At 66.7% G+C, this 18,537-nt stretch carries 27 protein-coding genes and 1 pseudogene; 22 read left to right on the top strand and 6 right to left on the bottom strand.

Translation table 11 applies throughout. The features are described 5' to 3' along the window. Positions 1–2: 2 nt before the first annotated feature. From MF610_RS15115 to MF610_RS15160, 10 genes are all read left to right on the top strand, one after another. Positions 3–173: a hypothetical protein gene (locus MF610_RS15115; RefSeq protein ID WP_242199522.1), complete on the top strand. Its 171-nt coding sequence runs from the start codon at positions 3–5 to the stop codon at positions 171–173. Continuing rightward, on the top strand, positions 166–504 hold the full coding sequence (locus MF610_RS15120; protein WP_242199525.1) for a hypothetical protein: 339 nt from the start codon (positions 166–168) through the stop codon (positions 502–504). The genes MF610_RS15115 and MF610_RS15120 overlap by 8 nt, the downstream gene beginning before the upstream one ends. Then, positions 501–1,115 carry a TIGR02594 family protein gene (locus tag MF610_RS15125; RefSeq protein WP_242199527.1) on the top strand — a complete coding sequence of 205 codons (615 nt, stop codon included), beginning with the start codon at positions 501–503 and terminating at the stop codon, positions 1,113–1,115. The genes MF610_RS15120 and MF610_RS15125 overlap by 4 nt, the downstream gene beginning before the upstream one ends. Continuing rightward, positions 1,112–1,339 carry a hypothetical protein gene (locus MF610_RS15130; RefSeq protein WP_242199530.1) on the top strand — a complete coding sequence of 76 codons (228 nt, stop codon included), beginning with the start codon at positions 1,112–1,114 and terminating at the stop codon, positions 1,337–1,339. Before MF610_RS15125 ends, MF610_RS15130 begins: the two co-directional genes overlap by 4 nt. Beyond that, complete coding sequence (locus MF610_RS15135) at positions 1,336–1,479, top strand: hypothetical protein (RefSeq protein WP_242199532.1); 144 nt, start codon at positions 1,336–1,338, stop codon at positions 1,477–1,479. Before MF610_RS15130 ends, MF610_RS15135 begins: the two co-directional genes overlap by 4 nt. Beyond that, complete coding sequence (locus MF610_RS15140; RefSeq protein ID WP_242199535.1) at positions 1,479–1,880, top strand: hypothetical protein; 402 nt, start codon at positions 1,479–1,481, stop codon at positions 1,878–1,880. Before MF610_RS15135 ends, MF610_RS15140 begins: the two co-directional genes overlap by 1 nt. Before the next feature lie 147 nt (positions 1,881–2,027). Then, the gene (locus MF610_RS15145) at positions 2,028–3,206 is read left to right on the top strand and encodes an SGNH/GDSL hydrolase family protein (RefSeq protein WP_242199538.1); all 1,179 of its coding nucleotides are present in this window, start codon (positions 2,028–2,030) and stop codon (positions 3,204–3,206) included. After that, positions 3,206–3,751: a hypothetical protein gene (locus MF610_RS15150; protein ID WP_242199541.1), complete on the top strand. Its 546-nt coding sequence runs from the start codon at positions 3,206–3,208 to the stop codon at positions 3,749–3,751. The genes MF610_RS15145 and MF610_RS15150 overlap by 1 nt, the downstream gene beginning before the upstream one ends. Before the next feature lie 271 nt (positions 3,752–4,022). Further along, on the top strand, positions 4,023–5,063 hold the full coding sequence (locus MF610_RS15155; protein WP_242200321.1) for a Ppx/GppA phosphatase family protein: 1,041 nt from the start codon (positions 4,023–4,025) through the stop codon (positions 5,061–5,063). Further along, positions 5,060–5,785 (top strand): RlmE family RNA methyltransferase, encoded by a 726-nt coding sequence (locus MF610_RS15160; protein ID WP_242199543.1) that lies wholly within the window; start codon positions 5,060–5,062, stop codon positions 5,783–5,785. The genes MF610_RS15155 and MF610_RS15160 overlap by 4 nt, the downstream gene beginning before the upstream one ends. On the opposite strand, the gene MF610_RS15165 is transcribed toward MF610_RS15160, so the two are convergent. Further along, positions 5,775–6,836 (bottom strand): SDR family oxidoreductase, encoded by a 1,062-nt coding sequence (locus MF610_RS15165; RefSeq protein ID WP_242199545.1) that lies wholly within the window; start codon positions 6,834–6,836, stop codon positions 5,775–5,777. The two genes, MF610_RS15160 and MF610_RS15165, sit on opposite strands and share 11 nt — an antisense overlap. Positions 6,837–6,935: 99 nt before the next feature. Here MF610_RS15165 and MF610_RS15170 point away from each other — a divergent pair, with 99 nt between their 5' ends. Then, on the top strand, positions 6,936–7,316 hold the full coding sequence (locus tag MF610_RS15170; RefSeq protein ID WP_242199547.1) for a winged helix-turn-helix transcriptional regulator: 381 nt from the start codon (positions 6,936–6,938) through the stop codon (positions 7,314–7,316). A 99-nt stretch (positions 7,317–7,415) separates the two neighbouring features. Here the strand turns inward: MF610_RS15170 and rpoZ are convergent, their stop codons facing one another. Then, positions 7,416–7,760 carry a DNA-directed RNA polymerase subunit omega gene (rpoZ, locus tag MF610_RS15175; RefSeq protein ID WP_125654076.1) on the bottom strand — a complete coding sequence of 115 codons (345 nt, stop codon included), beginning with the start codon at positions 7,758–7,760 and terminating at the stop codon, positions 7,416–7,418. Positions 7,761–7,886: 126 nt separating this feature from the next. Between rpoZ and MF610_RS15180 the strand changes: the two genes are divergently transcribed. The 6 genes from MF610_RS15180 (at position 7,887) to MF610_RS15205 (ending at position 12,523) form a co-directional block, all read left to right on the top strand. Continuing rightward, a complete protein-coding gene (locus tag MF610_RS15180) occupies positions 7,887–9,035 on the top strand; it encodes a phospholipase D-like domain-containing protein (RefSeq protein WP_242199549.1) in 1,149 nt (382 codons plus the stop codon). Positions 9,036–9,077: 42 nt separating this feature from the next. Further along, entirely contained in the window at positions 9,078–9,422 is a 345-nt protein-coding gene (locus tag MF610_RS15185) for a hypothetical protein (protein WP_242199551.1), read from the top strand. Positions 9,423–9,456: 34 nt separating this feature from the next. Beyond that, on the top strand, positions 9,457–9,798 hold the full coding sequence (locus MF610_RS15190; protein ID WP_242199553.1) for a hypothetical protein: 342 nt from the start codon (positions 9,457–9,459) through the stop codon (positions 9,796–9,798). A 302-nt stretch (positions 9,799–10,100) separates the two neighbouring features. Beyond that, positions 10,101–10,646, top strand: coding sequence for a TadE/TadG family type IV pilus assembly protein (locus MF610_RS15195; protein WP_242199557.1), 546 nt, complete (start codon positions 10,101–10,103; stop codon positions 10,644–10,646). Further along, positions 10,643–11,179, top strand: coding sequence for a TadE/TadG family type IV pilus assembly protein (locus MF610_RS15200; protein ID WP_242199567.1), 537 nt, complete (start codon positions 10,643–10,645; stop codon positions 11,177–11,179). The genes MF610_RS15195 and MF610_RS15200 overlap by 4 nt, the downstream gene beginning before the upstream one ends. A gap of 63 nt (positions 11,180–11,242) precedes the next feature. Continuing rightward, entirely contained in the window at positions 11,243–12,523 is a 1,281-nt protein-coding gene (locus tag MF610_RS15205) for a pilus assembly protein TadG-related protein (protein ID WP_242199574.1), read from the top strand. A 134-nt stretch (positions 12,524–12,657) separates the two neighbouring features. Here the strand turns inward: MF610_RS15205 and MF610_RS15210 are convergent, their stop codons facing one another. Beyond that, on the bottom strand, positions 12,658–13,248 hold the full coding sequence (locus tag MF610_RS15210) for a TlpA family protein disulfide reductase (protein WP_242199577.1): 591 nt from the start codon (positions 13,246–13,248) through the stop codon (positions 12,658–12,660). Between the two features lie 16 nt (positions 13,249–13,264). Between MF610_RS15210 and argH the strand changes: the two genes are divergently transcribed. The 5 genes from argH (at position 13,265) to MF610_RS15235 (ending at position 18,005) form a co-directional block, all read left to right on the top strand. Next, positions 13,265–14,629, top strand: coding sequence for an argininosuccinate lyase (argH, locus tag MF610_RS15215; RefSeq protein ID WP_242200323.1), 1,365 nt, complete (start codon positions 13,265–13,267; stop codon positions 14,627–14,629). Further along, the gene (locus MF610_RS15220; protein WP_242199580.1) at positions 14,626–14,865 is read left to right on the top strand and encodes a lipoprotein; all 240 of its coding nucleotides are present in this window, start codon (positions 14,626–14,628) and stop codon (positions 14,863–14,865) included. Before argH ends, MF610_RS15220 begins: the two co-directional genes overlap by 4 nt. Positions 14,866–15,023: 158 nt before the next feature. Further along, positions 15,024–16,289 (top strand): diaminopimelate decarboxylase, encoded by a 1,266-nt coding sequence (gene lysA / locus MF610_RS15225; RefSeq protein WP_242199584.1) that lies wholly within the window; start codon positions 15,024–15,026, stop codon positions 16,287–16,289. Further along, complete coding sequence (locus MF610_RS15230; protein ID WP_242199587.1) at positions 16,286–17,041, top strand: precorrin-2 dehydrogenase/sirohydrochlorin ferrochelatase family protein; 756 nt, start codon at positions 16,286–16,288, stop codon at positions 17,039–17,041. The genes lysA and MF610_RS15230 overlap by 4 nt, the downstream gene beginning before the upstream one ends. A 10-nt stretch (positions 17,042–17,051) precedes the next feature. After that, positions 17,052–18,005, top strand: coding sequence for a zinc transporter ZntB (locus tag MF610_RS15235; protein ID WP_242199591.1), 954 nt, complete (start codon positions 17,052–17,054; stop codon positions 18,003–18,005). A gap of 7 nt (positions 18,006–18,012) precedes the next feature. Here the strand turns inward: MF610_RS15235 and MF610_RS15240 are convergent, their stop codons facing one another. The 3 genes and pseudogenes from MF610_RS15240 to MF610_RS15250 form a co-directional block, all read right to left on the bottom strand. Further along, on the bottom strand, positions 18,013–18,270 hold the full coding sequence (locus MF610_RS15240; protein ID WP_242199594.1) for a hypothetical protein: 258 nt from the start codon (positions 18,268–18,270) through the stop codon (positions 18,013–18,015). Further along, positions 18,244–18,366, bottom strand: a pseudogene (locus MF610_RS15245) (methyl-accepting chemotaxis protein); the annotation flags it as partial. The pseudogene MF610_RS15245 and the gene MF610_RS15240, both read right to left, overlap by 27 nt. Next, the gene (locus MF610_RS15250; protein ID WP_242199603.1) at positions 18,336–18,521 is read right to left on the bottom strand and encodes a hypothetical protein; all 186 of its coding nucleotides are present in this window, start codon (positions 18,519–18,521) and stop codon (positions 18,336–18,338) included. The gene MF610_RS15250 and the pseudogene MF610_RS15245, both read right to left, overlap by 31 nt. Positions 18,522–18,537: the final 16 nt, after the last annotated feature.

Genomic DNA, 18,537 nt, shown 5'->3' on the forward strand with positions numbered 1-18,537 from the left:
CGATGAGTCTCATCTGTACCGTCCTGAAGCGCGCGCTGGACGAGGCGACCCCGGCCGATCGGCCTGCGATCGAGGCGGCGTGGGCGCAGCATTGCGCGGATTTTGTCGGTCTGGACGATGTGACGGAAGCCGTGGCGCAGCCCGTCGTGAACGGGGCGGCCGCAGATGAGTGACAGCGGCAACAGCGCGCAGGTCCGTATGGTTGCCGAGCAGGTGGCCGATGCCGCGATCACCCGATTTCACCAGCAGCAGGCACCGATGAAGGCAGAGATACCCGCTCCCCTCAAATGGGCGGGTGCGCTCGCGGTCGCGGTCGCGACGGCCGGTATTGTCGCGCTGTGTCTATGGGTCGTGTCCACGCTGTCGCAGCTCCAGCAGACGGTGACGCGGATTGACGAGCGCCAGCAGATCAACGGACCGGCGATCGGCGGGCGACTGGACAAGATCGAGGAGCGGCTGTCCGCGGTTGAGCGGACCGGCCACAGCAAGGGAGCAGGCGAATGAGCCGTCGTGAAGTGTTCGACGTCATCAAGGGCGTGCGCGGCAAGGGGTTCGCGCAGGCGGAGGTCGCGATGGTCGACCAGCTATTGTCTCAGCTCGGCATCCCGCCGGACGGTGCGGCGGCCGAACCGACGTGGACGGCGATCGCGCGGTCGCATCTCGGCCTCGCCGAAATTCCGGGGCCGACGCACAACAACAGGCTGCTGGCGTTGCTCAATACCGCCCAGCGCTGGAACGGCGTCCGGTGGAACGATGACGAAATGCCGTGGTGCGGTGGCTTCCTCGCCGCGTGCTTTGTCGCGGCCGGGATCGATCCGCCGAAGATCGCGGCACGTGCTGCATCGTGGCGCGACTGGGGCGTCGCGTGCAAGGCGGTGGTCGGCGCGGTCGGCGTGAAGGCGCGGGCCGGCGGCAACCACGTCTTCCTGATCGTCGGCGAGACGGCCGACACGCGCTACTACAAGGCGTTGGGCGGCAACCAGGGCAACCGGGTGTCGATCATCGACATCCTGAAGGCAGATACCGACGCGATCCGCTGGCCCGCCGGCGTGTCGATGACGGCCGGCGCGCTGCCAGTGATGAAGCCCGGCACGATCGGGGCCAGTGAGGCATGAGCCAGCGACATAGCCTGATCGCCTTCGGCGCGCTCTTGTTCGCCATCTGCTACCTCGCCACGATCGCCGCATGGCTGGCGCGGGACGGCAAGTATGCCGAGGCACTCGGGTTCGGCGGGCTGACCACGGGGCTGGTGGGCGTGCTCGGCACCTTCCGCCCTAAAAACGGTGTCGAGCCCGCCGGCACCAAGACCGATCCCATCGCAACGGAGGAAGTAAGATGAAGATCAATTTCGCGAATATCGTACGCGTCGCCGTGAAGCTCGCGCCGATCGCGATCGCCGCCGTACCGGTGGTGAAGTCGACTGTGCGGGAGGTAAAGGCGGTGCTGCGTGACAGTAAATCGCCGGCGGGGCGCAGCTGATGGCCTTCGCGCCGAGCGATGCGCTGGACGGCAGTCCCGTCGCACACAAGGTCACTACGGCCGACGGGCAGCGGGGAAAAATTCCCGTTGTCGCGTTGGCCGATGCGGATGGGAAGCCGACTGCTACCAAGGCGGATGGCTTCTCGCGAAGCGGTTCGATTGCGACAGGCGGGCAGGCGCAGCCGCTGGCCCCGGCTAACCCAGCACGGCGATCCCTGCGCGGTGTGAACCGGTCGACCGGCATTCTGTACATCAATGAGGTCGGCGGCACGGCGTCGCCGGCTGACGCCGACAGCTATCCGATCGGGCCGAGCGGCGGTGGCTTCGACGTTGATACCAATCGTGCCGTTTCGGTGTGGGGTGCCACCACCGGACAGGCATGGACGGCTACGGAGACCTGATCGATGCGCGTGTCACCTCCATCCGGCGGAGCGATGTTCGCGTTGCCGGCGAACAACAGGGTCGCGATCCTTGGACCGAGCCACGCGGCCAATCATTTCAATACGTCCAGCGCGAGCGGCTTTCCATCCTCTCCGAATGGATCGGCGATGGGGCCGGTGAACTGGGCCAATTTTCTAAGCGGTGGTCGTGCGGTGCTGGAGACGGCCGACAGCTTCGGATGGAACGGCGATCGATCGAGCGCCGACGCCGGCTATCCCGGCGAACTTTCGCGCGTCGACGCGGTCATTGCGAGCGGGGCGGGTACGGTCGTGTTGGTGGCTCCGACGGCCAATGACCGCAACACTATGACGGCGCAGCAATCGATCGATAACAGCCGCATCATGATCGAGCGTTTGGCGGCGGCCGGGCTGGTAGTCGTCGTTCTCCCCGACTATCCGCACGGGTCCGCAGCGTTTCCGGGGCTGATCCTGCCGGCGGCGCAGCAGACCAATTGGGAAGCGGTCAACGCGTGGACGCTCCAGCAACAGGGGCGGAACGTATATGTGATCGATACCGCGGCGATCATGCGCGATCCTGCGGCGGTCAACGGGCAAGCAGCGGCGGGACTGCTGAACGACGGCCTTCATCTGCAACAGCAAGCGGCGTACCTGATCGGCCGGGCGATGCTGCCGCTCTGGCGCCGGCTCTTCACGCCGTTCTTCGGCTTTCCGTCGAGCAATCATGATGGCACCACCGCCCGCACGATTGCTGGACTCGACACGCTCAATCCTTACCTGAACGGTACGGGTGGATCGCATGGTGCGGGTGGCAGCGGCACCATGCCGACCGGGTGGACGTCGCAGCTGTCCGCCGGGCTGTCGGCGGCATTCGCGAAGAAGACGACAACAGGCTTTAATGGGCAAGCCTATCGCGACGACGAAAGCGGACCGCTTACGAAGGACTGGCTCGAAATCGTGGTCAGCGGCACGGCGACGCAGGCAGCCGAGGTGATCCTGCTTCGGCAGAACTACGTCGCTGCGATGGCCGCGCCGCACCGTGCGATGGCGGAAATCGAGATCGATCCGGGCTATGCTGGCGTTAACGTCGTCAATCTCTACGCATGGCAGGGCGACGTCGCCGCGTCGCAGGCGCGTGCCTTTGCTTCCCCAGGACCGAATCAGTCGACGCCGCTGCCGGCCGGCGGGTTGCGCGGCGTGTTGCGAACGCCGCTGTTCACCTTCACCGGCACGCAAAATCGCTTGAACCTCAACGTCCTGCCGATCAACGGGGCAGTCGTGAACGCTACGATCCGCGTCCGCGCGATCGGATGTGGCACAGGGCTGTAATGCAGGTCCTCAATCCGGCAGCGGTGGCGGCGGTCGAAGAAATCACCGCCGCCGTCCTAGCGGCGGTGCGGAAGGAAATGCCCCGTCCCGCCTCGGCGGTACCGCGCCCGGAGCGGACGGGGGCCGCGATCGGCGAAGAACCGAACCAGTACGCTTGGGGTGATCACCAGCATCCGCGTCTGACCAGCGTCACCGCCGGGACGGCGGCGGTTCCGGGTAGCCACACGATCAAGAGCGACGGGCTCAGTCCGCCGATCATCTTCACGCGGCTATTCACCAGCGAACCGGGGGTCGACATCATGCCGATCAAGCCCAGCGCCAGCGACATTCTTCTTCCGCCATATGTGGCCGAATGGGTAATGGGGACCGGAGCCGATGCCGACAAATTCGCCGGCGTGGTGATTGGCTGGAGGAAGCTCCAGATGACGACGACGACCGCTACGGTTCTGAACGTGACGTTGCTTGCCAGCAACGCCCCGACCCAAGTGCCGGCAGCGGGCGTCCGCTTTTCCTGCATCGCAGTGGCGCGCAGCGACATGAGTTAGGCCGTGCGTCAAATGGCATGAATAAACCCCATGTCGCACAGAAAATGCCAGCTAAGTCATTGAAAACGCTGGGTAGTACGAAAACTTACCTTTAGACGACAGGGCAGCGTCGCAGCGAGGGCGGTCCGATAGGCCGGCCTGCCGATCGTGTCAACGCCGAATCGCTCGTTTCGTCGCAACGCCTTGTGGCGAACCGCCGGTTTCGCTAGGTTGATCCCTAAGCACCGAGCGGCGTTCCGCCGTGACGGATAGAACATAAGTGAGTGACGGCATGGGGGATCTCTCCGCCCGGTTGCCGCACCGGGGGGCACGTGCTGCGCCCCGTAAGGCATCCTCTTCGCCCGCGCGTCCGCGCTGGCCGGGCGCGCGCCATTATGCCGCGCTCGATCTGGGTACCAACAATTGCCGGCTGCTGATCGCCCGACCACAGGGCGACGGCTTTGCAGTGGTCGACGCGTTCTCACGGATCGTCCGGCTGGGTGAGGGGCTGGCGGCAACCGGGCGGCTGTCCGACGCGGCGATGGACCGCACCGTCGCCGCGCTGAAGATTTGCGCCGAAAAGCTCAAGCGCCGCGACGTGACGCTGGCGCGCTCGGTCGCTACCGAGGCGTGTCGCCGTGCCAGCAACGGCCCGGCCTTCGTCGAACGTGTGCTGGACGAAACCGGCATCCACCTCGACATCATCACGGCCGAGGAAGAGGCGCGGCTGGCCGTGCTCGGCTGCCACGCGCTGCTCGAACCCGGTACCGGGCCGGCTCTGGTGTTCGATATCGGCGGCGGGTCGACCGAACTGGTGCTGCTCGACGCGTCGGGGCCGGTGCCGCGCGTGCTCGACTGGCATTCGGCGCCGTGGGGCGTGGTGTCGCTGACCGAGAGCCTCGGCGCGGGCAAGGAGGCGCCGACGACCTCGGGTGCCTATGCCCGAATGCGCGCCTGCGTGACCGAGAGTTTCGCACCGTTCGCCAAGCGCCTGCCGCAGACCGACGAGCCGCGCCGGTTGCTCGGCACCAGCGGGACGGTGACGACGCTCGCCAGCGTGCATCTCGGCCTCGCTTCCTATGACCGTTCGCAGATCGACGGGCTGATCGTGCCCGCCGAATCGATGCTGGCGGTCAGCCAGCGGCTGGCGGGCATGAGCCTGGTCGAACGCGGCACGGTGCCGTGCATCGGCAGCGAGCGTGCCGATCTGGTGGTCGCGGGCTGTGCGATCCTCGAAACGATTCTGGCGCTCTGGCCCGCCGAGCGGCTAGGGGTCGCCGACCGTGGGATTCGTGAAGGAATCCTGCGCCGATTGATGGCAGGAACCCGATGACCCGCGGCAGCCCCCCCGGACGACAACGCGTACGCACCGCCCGCTCGCGCTCGGCCCAGTCGACGCGCTGGCTGGAGCGGCAGCTGAACGACCCGTACGTCAAGAAGGCGCGCGCCGAAGGCTATCGCAGCCGTGCGGCGTACAAGCTGATCGAGCTCGACGAACGCTTCAAGCTGTTGCGCGGCGTGAAGCGTGTCGTTGACCTCGGCATTGCGCCCGGCGGCTGGACGCAGGTCGTACGCAAGGTGCGGCCCGAATGCACCGTGGTCGGCATTGATCTGTTGCCGGTCGATCCGATCGATGGCGTGACGATTTTGCAGATGGACTTCCTCGCGGACCACGCGCCCGACCGGCTGCGCGAGGAACTGGGCGGGGAGGCGGACCTCGTCCTGTCCGACATGGCGGCCAATACGGTGGGCCATCCGCAGACCGATCATCTGCGCACCATGGCGCTGGTCGAGGCTGCGGTGATGTTCGCCTGCGAAATCCTGCGGCCCGGCGGCGACTTCGTGGCGAAGGTGCTGGCCGGCGGCGCCGACAACGAACTGGTCGCCGAACTGAAGCGCAATTTTCAGGTGGTGAAGCACGCCAAGCCGCCGGCGAGCCGCAAGGACTCGTCCGAATGGTATGTCATCGCGACGAACTTCAAGGGGCGGCGCGACGTGCCGGCAGATGCCGGGGCGGGGACGGACGAACCGTCCCCGCACGACGTCATGGAATGATGCGGTCGGCGCGTAGTCGTTCGAACAGGTCGAAGAAACTGTCGTCGGTAGCGCGATAGCCGGTGAAGCCCAACCGCCGGCTTTTCGACATGTCGGCGACGACTTCGATCGGGCGGCCGAGATCGGCATCGGTATGCCAAGGCGATGCCAGCCGGCGCAGATCGGGTTCGACCAGTCCATGGTCGGCCGCGATCGCGGCCCAGCGCGGCGCGTCGTCCGCCATCTGATCGGCCAGCGGGCGGATCGTGCCGTCGAACGGCGCGGCCTCGACACCGAACCAGTCGGCGATCCGCTGCCACATCCATTGCCAGCGAAAGACATCACCGTTGACGATGTTGAACGCCTGATCGTGCGCTCTGTCGGTCTCGGTGGCCCATAGCAGGTGCTCGGCCAGTTGCCCGGCATCGGTCATGTCGGTCAGGCCCTCCCACTGCGCCGCCGATCCGGGAAAGACGAACGGACGCCCCTCAGCGCGGCACAGCGTGGCATAGACCGCCAGCGTCGTGCCCATGTTCATCGCATTGCCGACCGCTTTGCCAATCACGGTATGCGGCCGGTGTACGCTCCAGGTGAAACCGTCGCGCTTGGCGGCGGCGAACAGTTCGTCCTCCTGCGCATAATAGAAATTGGCGACGTCCAGCCGCCCCTGTTCCTCACGGAAGGGCGTCTGCGGCAGCGTGCCTTGGCCATAGGCCTCGAACGGCCCCAGATAATGTTTGAGACCGGTGACCAGCGCGACATGGCGCGGCGCATCGGGGCGGGGCAGGGCGTCGAGCAGGTTGCGTACCATCGCGCCGTTGACGCGGATATTCTCCGCCTCGCTATCCTGCCGCAACCATGTCGTGACGAACACCGCATCGGGGCGAAGGTCGGCCAGCGCCGCCTGCGTCGCCGCCGCATCGGTCAGGTCGGCGGCGACGGGATGCACCCCGTCCTGTGCCACCGGACGGCGGGCGAGCCCATGGACCGTCCAACCCTGCTGCGTGAGCAACGCCGCCGTCGCGCTGCCGACGATCCCGCTCGCGCCCACCACCAATGCCGTTCGTGCCATCGCATCCGTTCCTTTTCATTGTCGGACCGGGCAGTTAGGGACGAAGCGACCGGGGTTGAAGACGGCACCGGACAGGCCCCCAGGCACCAGAAAGTACCCATGCATCCCGGAACCGACGAAGCCGAATGGCGCGAGGATTGCGCGCCGCGCCGCGTGCTTTCGCTGTTCGCGACCAAATGGACCAGCATGGTGCTGCACACGCTCCATGCCCGCCACGGCGGACAGGCGCGCACCGGCGTGCTGCTGCGCAGCCTGCCGGGCATTTCCAAGAAGATGCTGACCCAGACGCTACGCGAGATGGAGGAGGTCGGGCTGATCGAGCGGCGGGTGCTGGCGGCGATGCCGCCGGCGGTCGACTATCGTCTGACACCGCTGGGGTGCCGGTTCGTCGAGCCGGTGACGATGCTCTACGACTGGGGCCGGGCGAACGCCGATGCGCTCGACGCGCTGGGGAGCCGGGCGGGGGCGCGGCGGGAGTGACGACCCTAATTGGGACTGTCGCTACGCTCACCCATTGCCCAAACGAAAAAGGGCGGCCCCGCAGGACCGCCCCGTTTCGCGTCGCAATGACCGACGGCGTCAGCCGTCGTAGTCGCCGCCAACATTCTGGTTGCGCGGCGGCGCGGCGGCGGTGAGGCGCAGCGCCTCTGCCGATGCGGCCAGCGAGCCCAGCTCGTCCGGAGCTTCCTCGTCGTCGATCTGCACCTTCTGCATCGAACCGATCACCGCCTCGCGCAGATGCTCGGGCGTGATGTTCTCCTCGGCGATTTCGCGCAGCGCCACGACCGGGTTCTTGTCGCGGTCGCGATCGAGGGTCAGTTCGGCACCGCCCGAAATCTGGCGGGCGCGCTGGGCGGCCATCAACACCAGGTCGAAACGGTTGGGGATCTTGTCGACGCAATCCTCGACGGTGACGCGCGCCATGAAACGCCTTCCTTGCAAAAACGGAGGGTATCGGAAAGCCGGGTGCCTACCGGGCGATGCGCGCAAAGTCAATGAAACTCGGTCCACCCACGGCCGTTACGCTCAGGCAACGGATCAGGAGAGGGCATGGCCGACCAGATGGAACCGACCTTTGCCGTCGCCGGCAACCAGTTGACGCTGTTGACCGAGGGGCCGGCGCGCCTCGACGCGCTGCTGGCATTGATCGCAGGCGCGCGGCGTTCGCTGCGGTTCCTGTTCTATATCTGGGGAGAGGATCGGGCGGGCACGCAGGTGCGCGACGCGCTGGTTGCGGCGGCCCGGCGGGGCGTGCGCGTGTCGCTGATCGTCGACGGGCTGGGCGCGGAGGCGGCGGCCAGCCGCGGGTTCTTCGGCCCGCTGCGCGAGGCGGGCGGTGAGGTATGCGTGTTCGTGCCGCGGATCGGTCGGCGCTATTTGCTGCGCAACCACCAGAAGCTGGCACTGGCCGACGAAGCCCGGGTGATCGTCGGCGGCTTCAATATCGAGGATGCCTATTTCGGCACCGTCGCCGATCAGGCGTGGCGCGATCTGGGGCTGTTGGTCGACGGGCCGGCGGCGGGGCGGCTGGCGGGCTATTTCGATGCGTTGAAGGCATGGACCGCGCTGCCCGGCGCGCCTTTACGCAAATTGTCGCGGCTGCTGCGCGAATGGAGCGAAGAGAGCGGGCCGATCCGCTGGCTGCTGGGTGGTCCGTCGCGGCGGCTGTCGCCATGGGCGCGGACGCTCAAGCACGAAATCCGCCACAGCGAGCGGATCGACATGATCGCCGCCTATTTCGCGCCCGGCCCGCTGATGATGCGGCGGCTGGACCAGGCGGCGAAGCGCACCCGCCTGCGCATCGTCCTGCCCGCCAAGACCGACCATGCCATCGCTCTGCTCGCGGCGCGCTTCACCTATCGCAACCTGCTGCGCCACCGTATCGAGCTGTACGAATATCGCCCGACCAAGCTGCATACCAAATTGTTCGTCACCGACGATGCAGTCCATATCGGGTCGGCGAATTTCGACGTGCGTTCGATGTTCCTCAACATGGAGCTGATGCTGCGGATCGAGGACCCTGCGTTCGCAGCGCATATGCGCGCCTATATGGACGGCGAGATCGCGCAAGGGCGGCGGGTGACGCGCGACCTGCACCGCGAACGCTCGGGCTGGTGGGCGCGGGTGAAGCAGGCCGGTGCCTATTTCGTCATGTCGGTGCTCGATCCCGAGATCACCGTCTGGCTCAACAAGGATTAGTCCCCCTTGAGTGGCGGCGGCGGCTGGTCCATCGCAGATGATATGGATATTCCCGCTTTATACGCCCAGCTGATCCAGGAGATCGGCGACGGTACCGGCATGGCCGACAGCCTGTTGCACGTCCATGCCGGTATGGCGGTGCTGCTGGCGACGCGCGTGCTGACGGGATATCGTCTGTCGACACCGGTCCCGCTGGCGGTGGTGGCACTGGCCGAACTGGCCAACGAAGTCCTCGACCGGATGCATTACGGATCGTGGCGCTGGGACGACACTTCGCTAGACATCGTCAATACGATGTTCTGGCCGACGATGCTGTTCATCGGCCTGCGCCTGCGCGACCGGTTCGAACCGCGCGCCAAACCGCCGGTCGATGGGAACGCCGCCTGATCGCAAGGGGTTATGACGGTCGAGGAGAATTTCCATGGCCGACACCCCTTCGCATCCAAAGGTCGATCCCGAGCGCGGCGCGCCGTCGAACGCCTTCGACCGGTCCAGCGGTTATTCAGGGCAGGAATTCGACCGCGATCGCGCCGCCGAACAGGCGGCAGCGGATGCGCGCCCGACCAGCCCGACCCCGCCCGACGATGGTCGTGACATCCCGCCCGAAACCGGTCGGCGCGCCTTCATTGCTGCCAATGGGGAGGTGCATGGCAGCGGTGCCGGCAATGGCGGCGGTGCGCCGGGCGAGGATTTCGACGAAGGAACCCCCGGTGCCGGTCCGGAGACGGCACAGGCCGGTGCCGCACCCGACCGACAGCGCTGATCGGAGAAACGCTGCGTTTCGTAGCGCCATCCGGACAGCGGAACGATGAATATCATGACGATGCCGAAATAAATTAACGATATTGTTGCAGTTTGATGGCCGAAAGGCAGATATCGATCAATGTTGCTGTGTATCTCTTCAGAATAATGAGCTGCATTGATCTTTTGCTATGCGAATCTTTCGACCGTGGATGTTGCTGCTGGCGATGTAACCGGTATCAAGGGTCATTCAAACGGATCGTTAATCGTTCGGTACCTTCCGGATTAACACATCGTTAAAGCAACCTCTCCAGTGCATATCATATGCAATGGCATCGATCCTCCCTGCCCACGCGTCGCGATGGCGTAATCGCAATCCATCGCAGAGGCGCAGCGACGATCGAGTTCGCTATCTGTGCCGCGGCGTTCTTCGCACTGCTGATCGGCATCCTGCAGATCGCGATCGTCTTCTTCGTACAGGAAAGCGTACAGACGGCCGCTGAAACGGTGGCGCGCAAGGTCCTGACCGGACAGATCCCCGCAGGTACGACCCAGGAACAGTTCCGGACCCAGTCGTGCGGCTACCTGCCGGCGTTCCTGAAGTGCAGCAACCTGTATGTCGACATGCGCAAAGTCACCGATCTGGGCGACGCCGGCACGGTCAGCGGCGGCATACGGTTCGATTCGTCGGGCAGGCTGGAAAATACGACCCGGTTCGAACCGGCGGGGTCGGGCGACCTCGTCGTCCTTCGGCTCCTGTATCGCTGGCCGATGGGCATGCTGCCGCTGGGTCTCGACCTGCGCAATCAGGGGGATAGTTCGCGCACGATCGTCGGGACGATGGTGTTCAAGTCGGAGCCCTATGCATGATGCCGCGCCGGTTGCTCGACCTGCTGCGCGAGACGCGCGGCACCGCGCTCATCGAATTCGCCATCGTGCTGCCGGTGCTGCTCATCCTGTTCGTCGGCGGTTATCAGTTGAGCGATGCGATCGCGTGCAAGCGCAAGGTGACGATCATGACCCGCGCGGTCGGCGACATCACGTCGCAGAACCGGACGGTCAGTACCGACGACGTTGATGCGCTGCTCCGGGCGTCGACCAGCATCATCGCCCCCTATGCCCCCGACAAGGCGCGATTGCGCGTGACGCAGATCACGGTCGAAAGCAGCGGAGCGGTGTTCCAGGTGAACTGGAGCAGGGGTCATAACGCGACGGCGTTGCCGGTCGGGCGCTACTATGCGTCGGCGCTGCCCGCTGCCTATCGCCAGCCCAACATGGTCTTCATCTTCGCGCAGTCGGCATATCCGTACGATTCGATGCTGACGCAATATTTCGACTCGATCACCTTCGCCGACGACATCTGGCTGCTGCCGCGCAAGTCGTCCACCATCACCCTGACCTGAGTTGTGATCATGCCTATGTCGGCCCGGTCATCCGCGTTCCGCCGGGATCGGCGCGGCAATGTCATGATGATCTTCGGCTTGTCGCTGATGCCGATCACCTTCGCGACCGGGATGGCGATCGATTACGGCACCGCGATGCGGCTGCAGACCGAATTGAACGCGGCGGCCGATGCGGCGGCGCTGGCCGCGACCAGCGCTACCATGATGGACAAGCCGCTGGAGGCGGCAAAGACGCAGGCGCGGATCATGTTCGAGGCGCAGGCGAGAAGCCTGCCCGGGATCGTCCCGATGAACTTCGCCGACCCGGCACAGTTTCAGGCGACGGTGACCGAAACGACCACGGCGGCCGATGGCTTCGTCCGGACCGCGACCGTCACCTATCGAGGCGAATCGATTAACAGCTTCGCCGGCATCCTGGGTACGCGCACGCTGACCATAAGAGGCACCGCCACTGCGCAGGCCAGCATCGCGCCCGACACCGATTTCTATGTGATGCTCGACGCGTCGTCGTCGATGGCGTTGCCCACGACCACCGCCGGCATCGATTTCCTGAAGGCCAAGACGGTGCGCAGCGGCAACCCCAGCGGCTGTGCCTTCGCCTGTCATCAGACGAACCCGGACAACCCCAACATCCGCGACGGTAGCGGCAAGATCATCGACTATTACGCCTTCGCCCATAACAATGGGATCGAACTGCGCATCGACGCCGGCAAGCATGCGATCCGCGACATGGTGGCGAATGCGGGGCGGGAATCGTCGGCGAACGGCGCCGCCTATCGCTTCTACCTCGCCACGTTCGACCGGGCGGTGAACTATCGCGAACTGACCGGTTCCACGCCGTCGAGCGACCTGAATTTCGTGGCGGCAAAGGCGGCGACCGCCGAAACCATCGCGGTCGAGATGCACGCCAAGCTCTACGATCGCCAGACCGAGCATGCCGGATCGCTCGCAAAGCTGAACAGCGCGATCACCGACAATCCGGGCAATGGCCGCCGCGTGGCAGGCGACCGGCCGAAGGCGGTGCTGTTCCTGATCACCGACGGCATGCGCGACGAAGAAATCAACGGCCGCCAGCTCGGCCCGATGACCGCCGACCAATGCGACGCGATCAAGGGCCGCGGGGTGCGGATCGCGGTACTCTACACCACCTATACCCCCGAATCGGTCAACTACGATCCGTGGTCGGTCAACAATGTCGTGCCGCGCCTGCCCGAAATCGCCCCGGCACTACGCCGCTGCGCGTCGGACGATCTGTTCTTCGAAGTGTCGACCGACGGCAACATCTCGCAGGCGCTGAACACGCTGTTCCAGAAGACGATCCAGACGTCGCGCCTGACGCGGTAGGAGGGCGGGGGCAGCCGCCCTTGCCGGAATCGTCATCCCGCGCAGGCGGCGATCCATGAACGCTGACGTTCCAGCAAGAGACGCTACGACACGTCTATGGATTCCCGCCTGCGCGGGAATGACGAAGGGGAGGCCTACGCCTTCGCCTCGGCGATCAGCTTCGCCGCTTCCGCACCGGCCCAGTCCATGCCGCCGGTCACCCGCCACACTTCCTTGCCGCCGGCATCGTAGAGGATCGTCGTCGGCAGGCTGACCCCCAGCCCGGTCGAGAATTGCAGCTCGGGATCGCGATAGCCTTTAAGGTTCGCGAGCTTTCGCTCGGTCAGGAACGGCTGCACCTTGGCCGGTTCCATGTCCTGCGACACGGTCAGCAGGTGCAGCGCCGCCCCTTCGCGGGCGGCGAGCGCATCGAGCGTCGGCATTTCGCGCACGCACGGGGCGCACCATGTCGCCCACAGATTGACCAACACCGGCTTGCCCCGGAAATCGGCCAGCGTCACCGGCTTGCCCGCGCCGTCCTGAAACCGATAGGTCGGCATCGCCTCGCCCTTGTGGCTGCGATCGACCTTCGCTGCGGCTTCGGGGGTGGCGGCGTTGTCGGGTGCGGCGACATCGGGAACGGTGCCGTCCCCTTCCGCAGCCGCTTGCTCCGGCGCGGCGGCTCGCTTATCGCAAGCGCCGACGAACAGGCTCAGTCCAAGGAGAAGCGCGATTACCGGGCGCATGGAAAGCTCCAACAGCATGTGGGGCGGGCGCTTCGCCGAAGGCCCGTCGGCGGTGATGCGTGAGATAAACGCCTCGATCCCCTTCGACAAGCGGATGTGGCGACAGGATATCGCCGGGTCCAAAGCGCACGCAACGATGCTGGGCGCGCAGGGAATCGTCGACGAGGCGGACGTGGCGAAGATCCTTGAGGGACTCGATGCGGTCGCGGCGGACTATGCCGAACAGGGCGTCCCCGACGACCTGACGCTCGAGGACATCCATATGCTGACCGAGGCGCGGCTGGCCGATAAGATCGGTCCCGTCGCCGGGCGGCTGCACACCGCCCGCTCGCGCAACGATCAGGTCGCGACCGATTTCCGGCTGTGGACCCGCGACGCGATCGACGCGGTCGACGCCGCGCTCGGCCAGTTGCAGGCGGCGTTGCTGGTGCGTGCCGAGGAACATGCCGCGACGGTCATGCCCGGCTTTACGCACCTGCAGGTCGCGCAGCCGGTGACGCTCGGCCATCACCTGATGGCGTACCACACCATGGTCGCGCGCGATCGCGGGCGGTTCGCCGATGCCCGCGCACGGCTGAACTACAATCCGCTCGGCTCGGCGGCACTGGCCGGCACCGGCTTCCCGCTCGATCGCCATGCGACGGCAGCGGCGTTGGGGTTCGACGGGCCGACGGTCAATTCGCTCGATTCGGTGTCCGACCGCGACTTCGCGATCGAATATCTGACCGCCGCCGTGCAATGCTCGCTGCACCTGTCGCGCCTCGCCGAGGAGTTCGTGATCTGGGCGTCGCAGATGTTCGGCTTCGTCAGCTTGAGCGACCAATGGTCGACCGGCAGCTCGATCATGCCGCAGAAGCGCAACCCCGACGCGGCCGAACTGGTGCGCGGGCATAGCGGGCGGATCATGGGCTGCATGACGTCGCTGATGGTGACGATGAAGGGCCTGCCGCTCGCCTATTCGAAGGATATGCAGGACGACAAGCCGCCGGTGTTCGAGGCGACCGACCTGCTGGCGCTTTCGATCGCGGCGATGACCGGCATGATCGAAAGCGCGACCTTCCGCCCCAAACGCATGCGCGCTGCGGCCGAAACCGGCTTTTCGACCGCGACCGACCTTGCCGACTGGCTGGTTCGCGAAGCGGGCGTACCGTTCCGTGAAGCGCACCACATCACCGGCCGCGCGGTCAAGCTGGCCGAGGAGAAGGGCTGCCGGTTGGACGGGCTGACCCTCGACGACCTGACCGGCATCGACGACCGCATCCATGGCGGCATCTTCGACGTGCTGAGCGTCGACGCCTCGGTCGCAAGCCGCCGGAGCTTCGGCGGCACCGCGCCCGAACGCGTGCGCGAAGCGATCGCCGCCGCGCGGGGGCAGGCATGATGCGCGGCGTCGCCTTGATGGCGATCGCGCTGGTGCTTGCCGGCTGCGGCCAGCGCCGCGACCTGCACCCGCGCGAGAATGCGTCGCTGCCCCCTGCGCCCTATGGCGCGACCGCGACGCCGACGCCCGCCGAATTGCTCGATCCGACGACGCAGCAACGCCCGTCACGCAGCGACGAACTGCTGACCGAATCGAAGGCGCGCGGCGACGACCCGTTCGCCCTGCCGCCGCGCTGATTGCCTGGGTGCTCGTCACCCCCCGCGGAGGCGGGGGTCCATAAACGCCGATGTCGCGATAGAGTCGCCAAAGCCTGCGTCTATGGATTCCCGCCTTCGCGGGAATGACGGGCCGGGACCCATTCTCAACCCGCCCGTGTCGTTCTAGAGGCTCGCTCATGGACAACTTCACCCTCCGCGACGGCACGCTCCATGCCGAGGACGTCAGCCTGCCAGCGATTGCGCAAGCCGTCGGCACGCCGGTCTATGTCTATTCGACCGCGACGCTCGAACGGCATGTGCAGGTGTTCCGCGACGCCGTCGCCGGGCTGGGCAAGGGCGAGCCGCTGGTCGCCTTTGCGGTAAAGGCCAATCCGAACAAGGCGGTGCTAGCGACGCTGGCCCGCGCCGGCATGGGTGCCGACGTCGTGTCGGGCGGCGAACTCTACCGCGCGCTCGACGCCGGCATGGACCCGGACAAGATCGTCTTTTCGGGCGTCGGCAAGACCGCCGACGAAATGGCGCAGGGGCTGAACGCCGGCATCGGCCAGTTCAACATCGAATCCGAACCCGAACTCGACATGCTCTCCGCTGTGGCTTGCTCGCTCGGCAAGGTCGCGCACATCGCGATCCGGGTGAACCCCGACGTGGTCGCCGGTACCCATGCGAAGATTTCGACCGGGGGCAAGGAAAACAAGTTCGGCATCGATTACCACGCCGCCCCCGCCGCCTATGCCCATGCAGCCTCATTGCCGGGGATCAAGGTGCGCGGCGTCGCGGTGCATATCGGCAGCCAGCTGACCGACCTTTTGCCGCTGGAGGCCGCGTTCGGCCGGGTCGGCGCGCTGATCACCGAGCTACGTGCCGCTGGCCATGACATCACCCATGCCGATCTCGGCGGCGGGCTGGGTGTCCCCTACGACCCCGCCAAGCCGCTGCCGCCGTCACCCGCCGCCTATGGCGAAATGGTCGCCCGCGCGACGGCAGGCTGGAACACGCGGCTGATGTTCGAGCCCGGCCGGCTGATCGTCGCCAATGCCGGCGTGCTGGTGTCGCGGGTGATCCGCGTGAAGCAGGGCGCGACCGCGCCGTTCGTCGTCGTCGATGCGGCGATGAACGACCTGCTCCGTCCCAGCCTCTACGACGCCTATCACGACATCCGCGCCGTCGTGCCGACCGGCGAGCGCGCCGTGACCAACATCGTCGGTCCGGTCTGCGAGACCGGCGACACCTTTGCGCTCGGCCGTGAGATGGACGTGGTCGCCGCCGACGATCTGGTCGCGTTCATGACCGCCGGAGCGTATGGCGCGACCATGGCCTCCACCTACAACTCGCGCGCGCTGGTGCCCGAGGTGCTGGTGTCGGGAGATCAATTCGCGGTCGTCCGCGAACGTCCGCCGATCGAGGCACTGGCGCAGGCCGATCGTCTGCCGCCCTGGCTGTGAACGGCCTGCCGATCCTGCTGCGCACTGCCGGGCGTAGCGTCATCCTGATCGGTGAAGGCGAGGCCGCCGACGCCAAGCGCCGCCTGCTTGAACGCAGTGGCCTCACCGTCGTCACCGATACGGACGACGCCCGCATCGCGGTGGTCGCGGTCGAGGACGATGCGAAGGCCCGCAGCACGATCGACGCGCTTAAGGCACGCGGCATCCTGATCAACGCGGTCGACCGTCCGGCCGACTGCGACTTCACCCTGCCGGCGATCGTCGACCGCTCGCCGATCCTGATCGCGATCTCGACCGGCGGCGTCTCGGCAGGGCTGGCGGCGGCGATCCGTCAGCGGCTGGAGGCGATCCTGCCGGCGGGCGTAGGACGACTGGCCGAAGGACTTGGCGCCGCCCGCGCCGAACTACGCAGGCGTTTCCCCGATGGCGGCGACCGCCGCCGCGCGATCGGCGCAGCTATCGCAGCGGGCGGCCCGCTCGACCCGATGGTCCCCCATGCCGACGATGCGGTCGCGCAATGGCTCGCCGGCGCCGCGCCGGTCGCCGGCCGGGTGGAAACGATCCGCCTCCGCTCGCCCGATCCCGACGACCTGACCTTACGCGAAGCCCGCTGGCTGGGACAGGCCGACCGCATTCACCACACGGTGGACGTGCCGGCAGCGATCCTCGACCGCGCCCGCGCCGATGCGGTGCGGATCGCCGGCCCCGTACCTGCCGATCCGCTTCCCGGCCTGACGATCGACCTGGCGTGAGGTACCGGGCATGAAGTGTCGCGCATGGCATATCGAGGGGGGGCAGGCGACGCCGATCGATCCGCTGGCGGCGGTGGACACGACCGGCGGTTTCGTCTGGATTCATCTGCACGGCGACGGCGATGTGGTCGCAGCATGGCTGCGCGATCACGCCCATCTGCCCGAATATGTCATCGACCCGCTGACGGCCATCGAAACGCGCCCGCGCTGCGACGCGATCGGCAAGGGGGCGTTCGTCAATCTGCGCGGCCTGTCCAACGATCCCCTGACCAGTTCCGACCCGCTGGCATCGGTGCGGCTCTATGCCAGCGCCGGGCGGGTTCATTCGGTGACCCGGCGCAAGCTGACCGCGTTCAGGACGGTGATCGACCGGGTCGAGGGCGGCGACGTCGCCGATCCCGGCGACCTGATCGTCGCCTTCGCCAGCGCGATCACCGAACAGCTCGACCCGCTGATCGCCGATCTGGGCGATACGCTCGACGAATGCGAAGAGGCGCTCGACCCGGCCCGTATTTTCGAACAGCGCCGCGCGGTGACCCATACCCGCGTCCGCGCGATCGGCTATCGCCGCTTCCTCGTGCCGCAGCGTTCCGCGCTGGAGAAGCTCGGCCAGCTCCCCGGCGACTGGTTGCAACAGGACGACCGCCTCCACCTCGCCGCCGCTGCCGATCGCGCCGCGCGCATGGCGGAGGAGGTCGATTCGATCCGTGAACGCGCCGCGCTGGTCCACGAAACGCTGACCGACCTGCGCGCCGAACAGCTCGACCAACGCTCGCTCCAGATCGCGATCGTCGCGATGGTGTTCCTGCCGCTGACCTTCCTCACCGGGCTGCTCGGCATGAACGTGAAAGGCATCCCCTATGCCGAAGAACCCTGGGCGTTCGGGGCGGTGGTCGCGCTGTGCGTGGCGATGAGCGTCGGGATCGTTGCGTGGTTCGTGCGCAAACACTGGATCGGACGGTAACGGCCGATCAGGCGGCGCGCCCGAACGCTGCGTCGTCCTCGTCCAGCCCGCCCTGCGACAGGTCGATTGCGAAGCCGCGGGCACGCGCCTGCTGATCGACGATCGATCCGGGCTGGCGCTTGGCGGGTTTCGGCGCGGGCTTGCGCGGGGCGGCGGAGGCGGCGGCGGTGTCGATGCTGGTCAGCATCTCGCCTGCCTGCGCCGCCGCCTGCACCGGCTGTCCCGATACCGTGCCGATCTGACTGCGTTCGGCGAGCTTGCGCACTTCGGAGGCGACGACCGCGAAGCCGCGGCCATGTTCGCCGGCGCGTCCCGCCTCGACCGCGGCGTTCAGCGCCAGCAGGTCGGTCTGCCGCGCGATTCCTGCACGATCGAAATCTTTTCGGCGATAGTCCGCATCGCGCCGACCGCCCCGTCGACCGCGGCGCCGCTCGCCTCGGCATCCTGCGACGACTGGCGCGCGATCTTTTCGGTCTGCGCGGCATTGTCGGCATTCTGTTTGATGTTGGCTGCCATCTGCTCCATCGATGCC

Origin of the sequence: Sphingomonas hankookensis, assembly GCF_022664465.1 — a bacterium.
Lineage (GTDB): Bacteria > Pseudomonadota > Alphaproteobacteria > Sphingomonadales > Sphingomonadaceae > Sphingomonas > Sphingomonas hankookensis.

Bases quoted from the DNA above. Each gene is read 5' to 3' on its own strand.
- MF610_RS15115 (WP_242199522.1), top strand. From the start codon at position 3: ATGAGTCTCATCTGTACCGTCCTGAAGCGCGCGCTGGACGAGGCGACC.
- MF610_RS15120 (WP_242199525.1), top strand. From the start codon at position 166: ATGAGTGACAGCGGCAACAGCGCGCAGGTCCGTATGGTTGCCGAGCAG.
- MF610_RS15125 (WP_242199527.1), top strand. From the start codon at position 501: ATGAGCCGTCGTGAAGTGTTCGACGTCATCAAGGGCGTGCGCGGCAAG.
- MF610_RS15130 (WP_242199530.1), top strand. From the start codon at position 1,112: ATGAGCCAGCGACATAGCCTGATCGCCTTCGGCGCGCTCTTGTTCGCC.
- MF610_RS15135 (WP_242199532.1), top strand. From the start codon at position 1,336: ATGAAGATCAATTTCGCGAATATCGTACGCGTCGCCGTGAAGCTCGCG.
- MF610_RS15140 (WP_242199535.1), top strand. From the start codon at position 1,479: ATGGCCTTCGCGCCGAGCGATGCGCTGGACGGCAGTCCCGTCGCACAC.
- MF610_RS15145 (WP_242199538.1), top strand. From the start codon at position 2,028: ATGGGGCCGGTGAACTGGGCCAATTTTCTAAGCGGTGGTCGTGCGGTG.
- MF610_RS15150 (WP_242199541.1), top strand. From the start codon at position 3,206: ATGCAGGTCCTCAATCCGGCAGCGGTGGCGGCGGTCGAAGAAATCACC.
- MF610_RS15155 (WP_242200321.1), top strand. From the start codon at position 4,023: ATGGGGGATCTCTCCGCCCGGTTGCCGCACCGGGGGGCACGTGCTGCG.
- MF610_RS15160 (WP_242199543.1), top strand. From the start codon at position 5,060: ATGACCCGCGGCAGCCCCCCCGGACGACAACGCGTACGCACCGCCCGC.
- MF610_RS15165 (WP_242199545.1), bottom strand. From the start codon at position 6,836: ATGGCACGAACGGCATTGGTGGTGGGCGCGAGCGGGATCGTCGGCAGC.
- MF610_RS15170 (WP_242199547.1), top strand. From the start codon at position 6,936: ATGCATCCCGGAACCGACGAAGCCGAATGGCGCGAGGATTGCGCGCCG.
- rpoZ (WP_125654076.1), bottom strand. From the start codon at position 7,760: ATGGCGCGCGTCACCGTCGAGGATTGCGTCGACAAGATCCCCAACCGT.
- MF610_RS15180 (WP_242199549.1), top strand. From the start codon at position 7,887: ATGGCCGACCAGATGGAACCGACCTTTGCCGTCGCCGGCAACCAGTTG.
- MF610_RS15185 (WP_242199551.1), top strand. From the start codon at position 9,078: ATGGATATTCCCGCTTTATACGCCCAGCTGATCCAGGAGATCGGCGAC.
- MF610_RS15190 (WP_242199553.1), top strand. From the start codon at position 9,457: ATGGCCGACACCCCTTCGCATCCAAAGGTCGATCCCGAGCGCGGCGCG.
- MF610_RS15195 (WP_242199557.1), top strand. From the start codon at position 10,101: ATGCAATGGCATCGATCCTCCCTGCCCACGCGTCGCGATGGCGTAATC.
- MF610_RS15200 (WP_242199567.1), top strand. From the start codon at position 10,643: ATGATGCCGCGCCGGTTGCTCGACCTGCTGCGCGAGACGCGCGGCACC.
- MF610_RS15205 (WP_242199574.1), top strand. From the start codon at position 11,243: ATGATGATCTTCGGCTTGTCGCTGATGCCGATCACCTTCGCGACCGGG.
- MF610_RS15210 (WP_242199577.1), bottom strand. From the start codon at position 13,248: ATGCGCCCGGTAATCGCGCTTCTCCTTGGACTGAGCCTGTTCGTCGGC.
- argH (WP_242200323.1), top strand. From the start codon at position 13,265: ATGTGGGGCGGGCGCTTCGCCGAAGGCCCGTCGGCGGTGATGCGTGAG.
- MF610_RS15220 (WP_242199580.1), top strand. From the start codon at position 14,626: ATGATGCGCGGCGTCGCCTTGATGGCGATCGCGCTGGTGCTTGCCGGC.
- lysA (WP_242199584.1), top strand. From the start codon at position 15,024: ATGGACAACTTCACCCTCCGCGACGGCACGCTCCATGCCGAGGACGTC.
- MF610_RS15235 (WP_242199591.1), top strand. From the start codon at position 17,052: ATGAAGTGTCGCGCATGGCATATCGAGGGGGGGCAGGCGACGCCGATC.
- MF610_RS15250 (WP_242199603.1), bottom strand. From the start codon at position 18,521: ATGGCAGCCAACATCAAACAGAATGCCGACAATGCCGCGCAGACCGAA.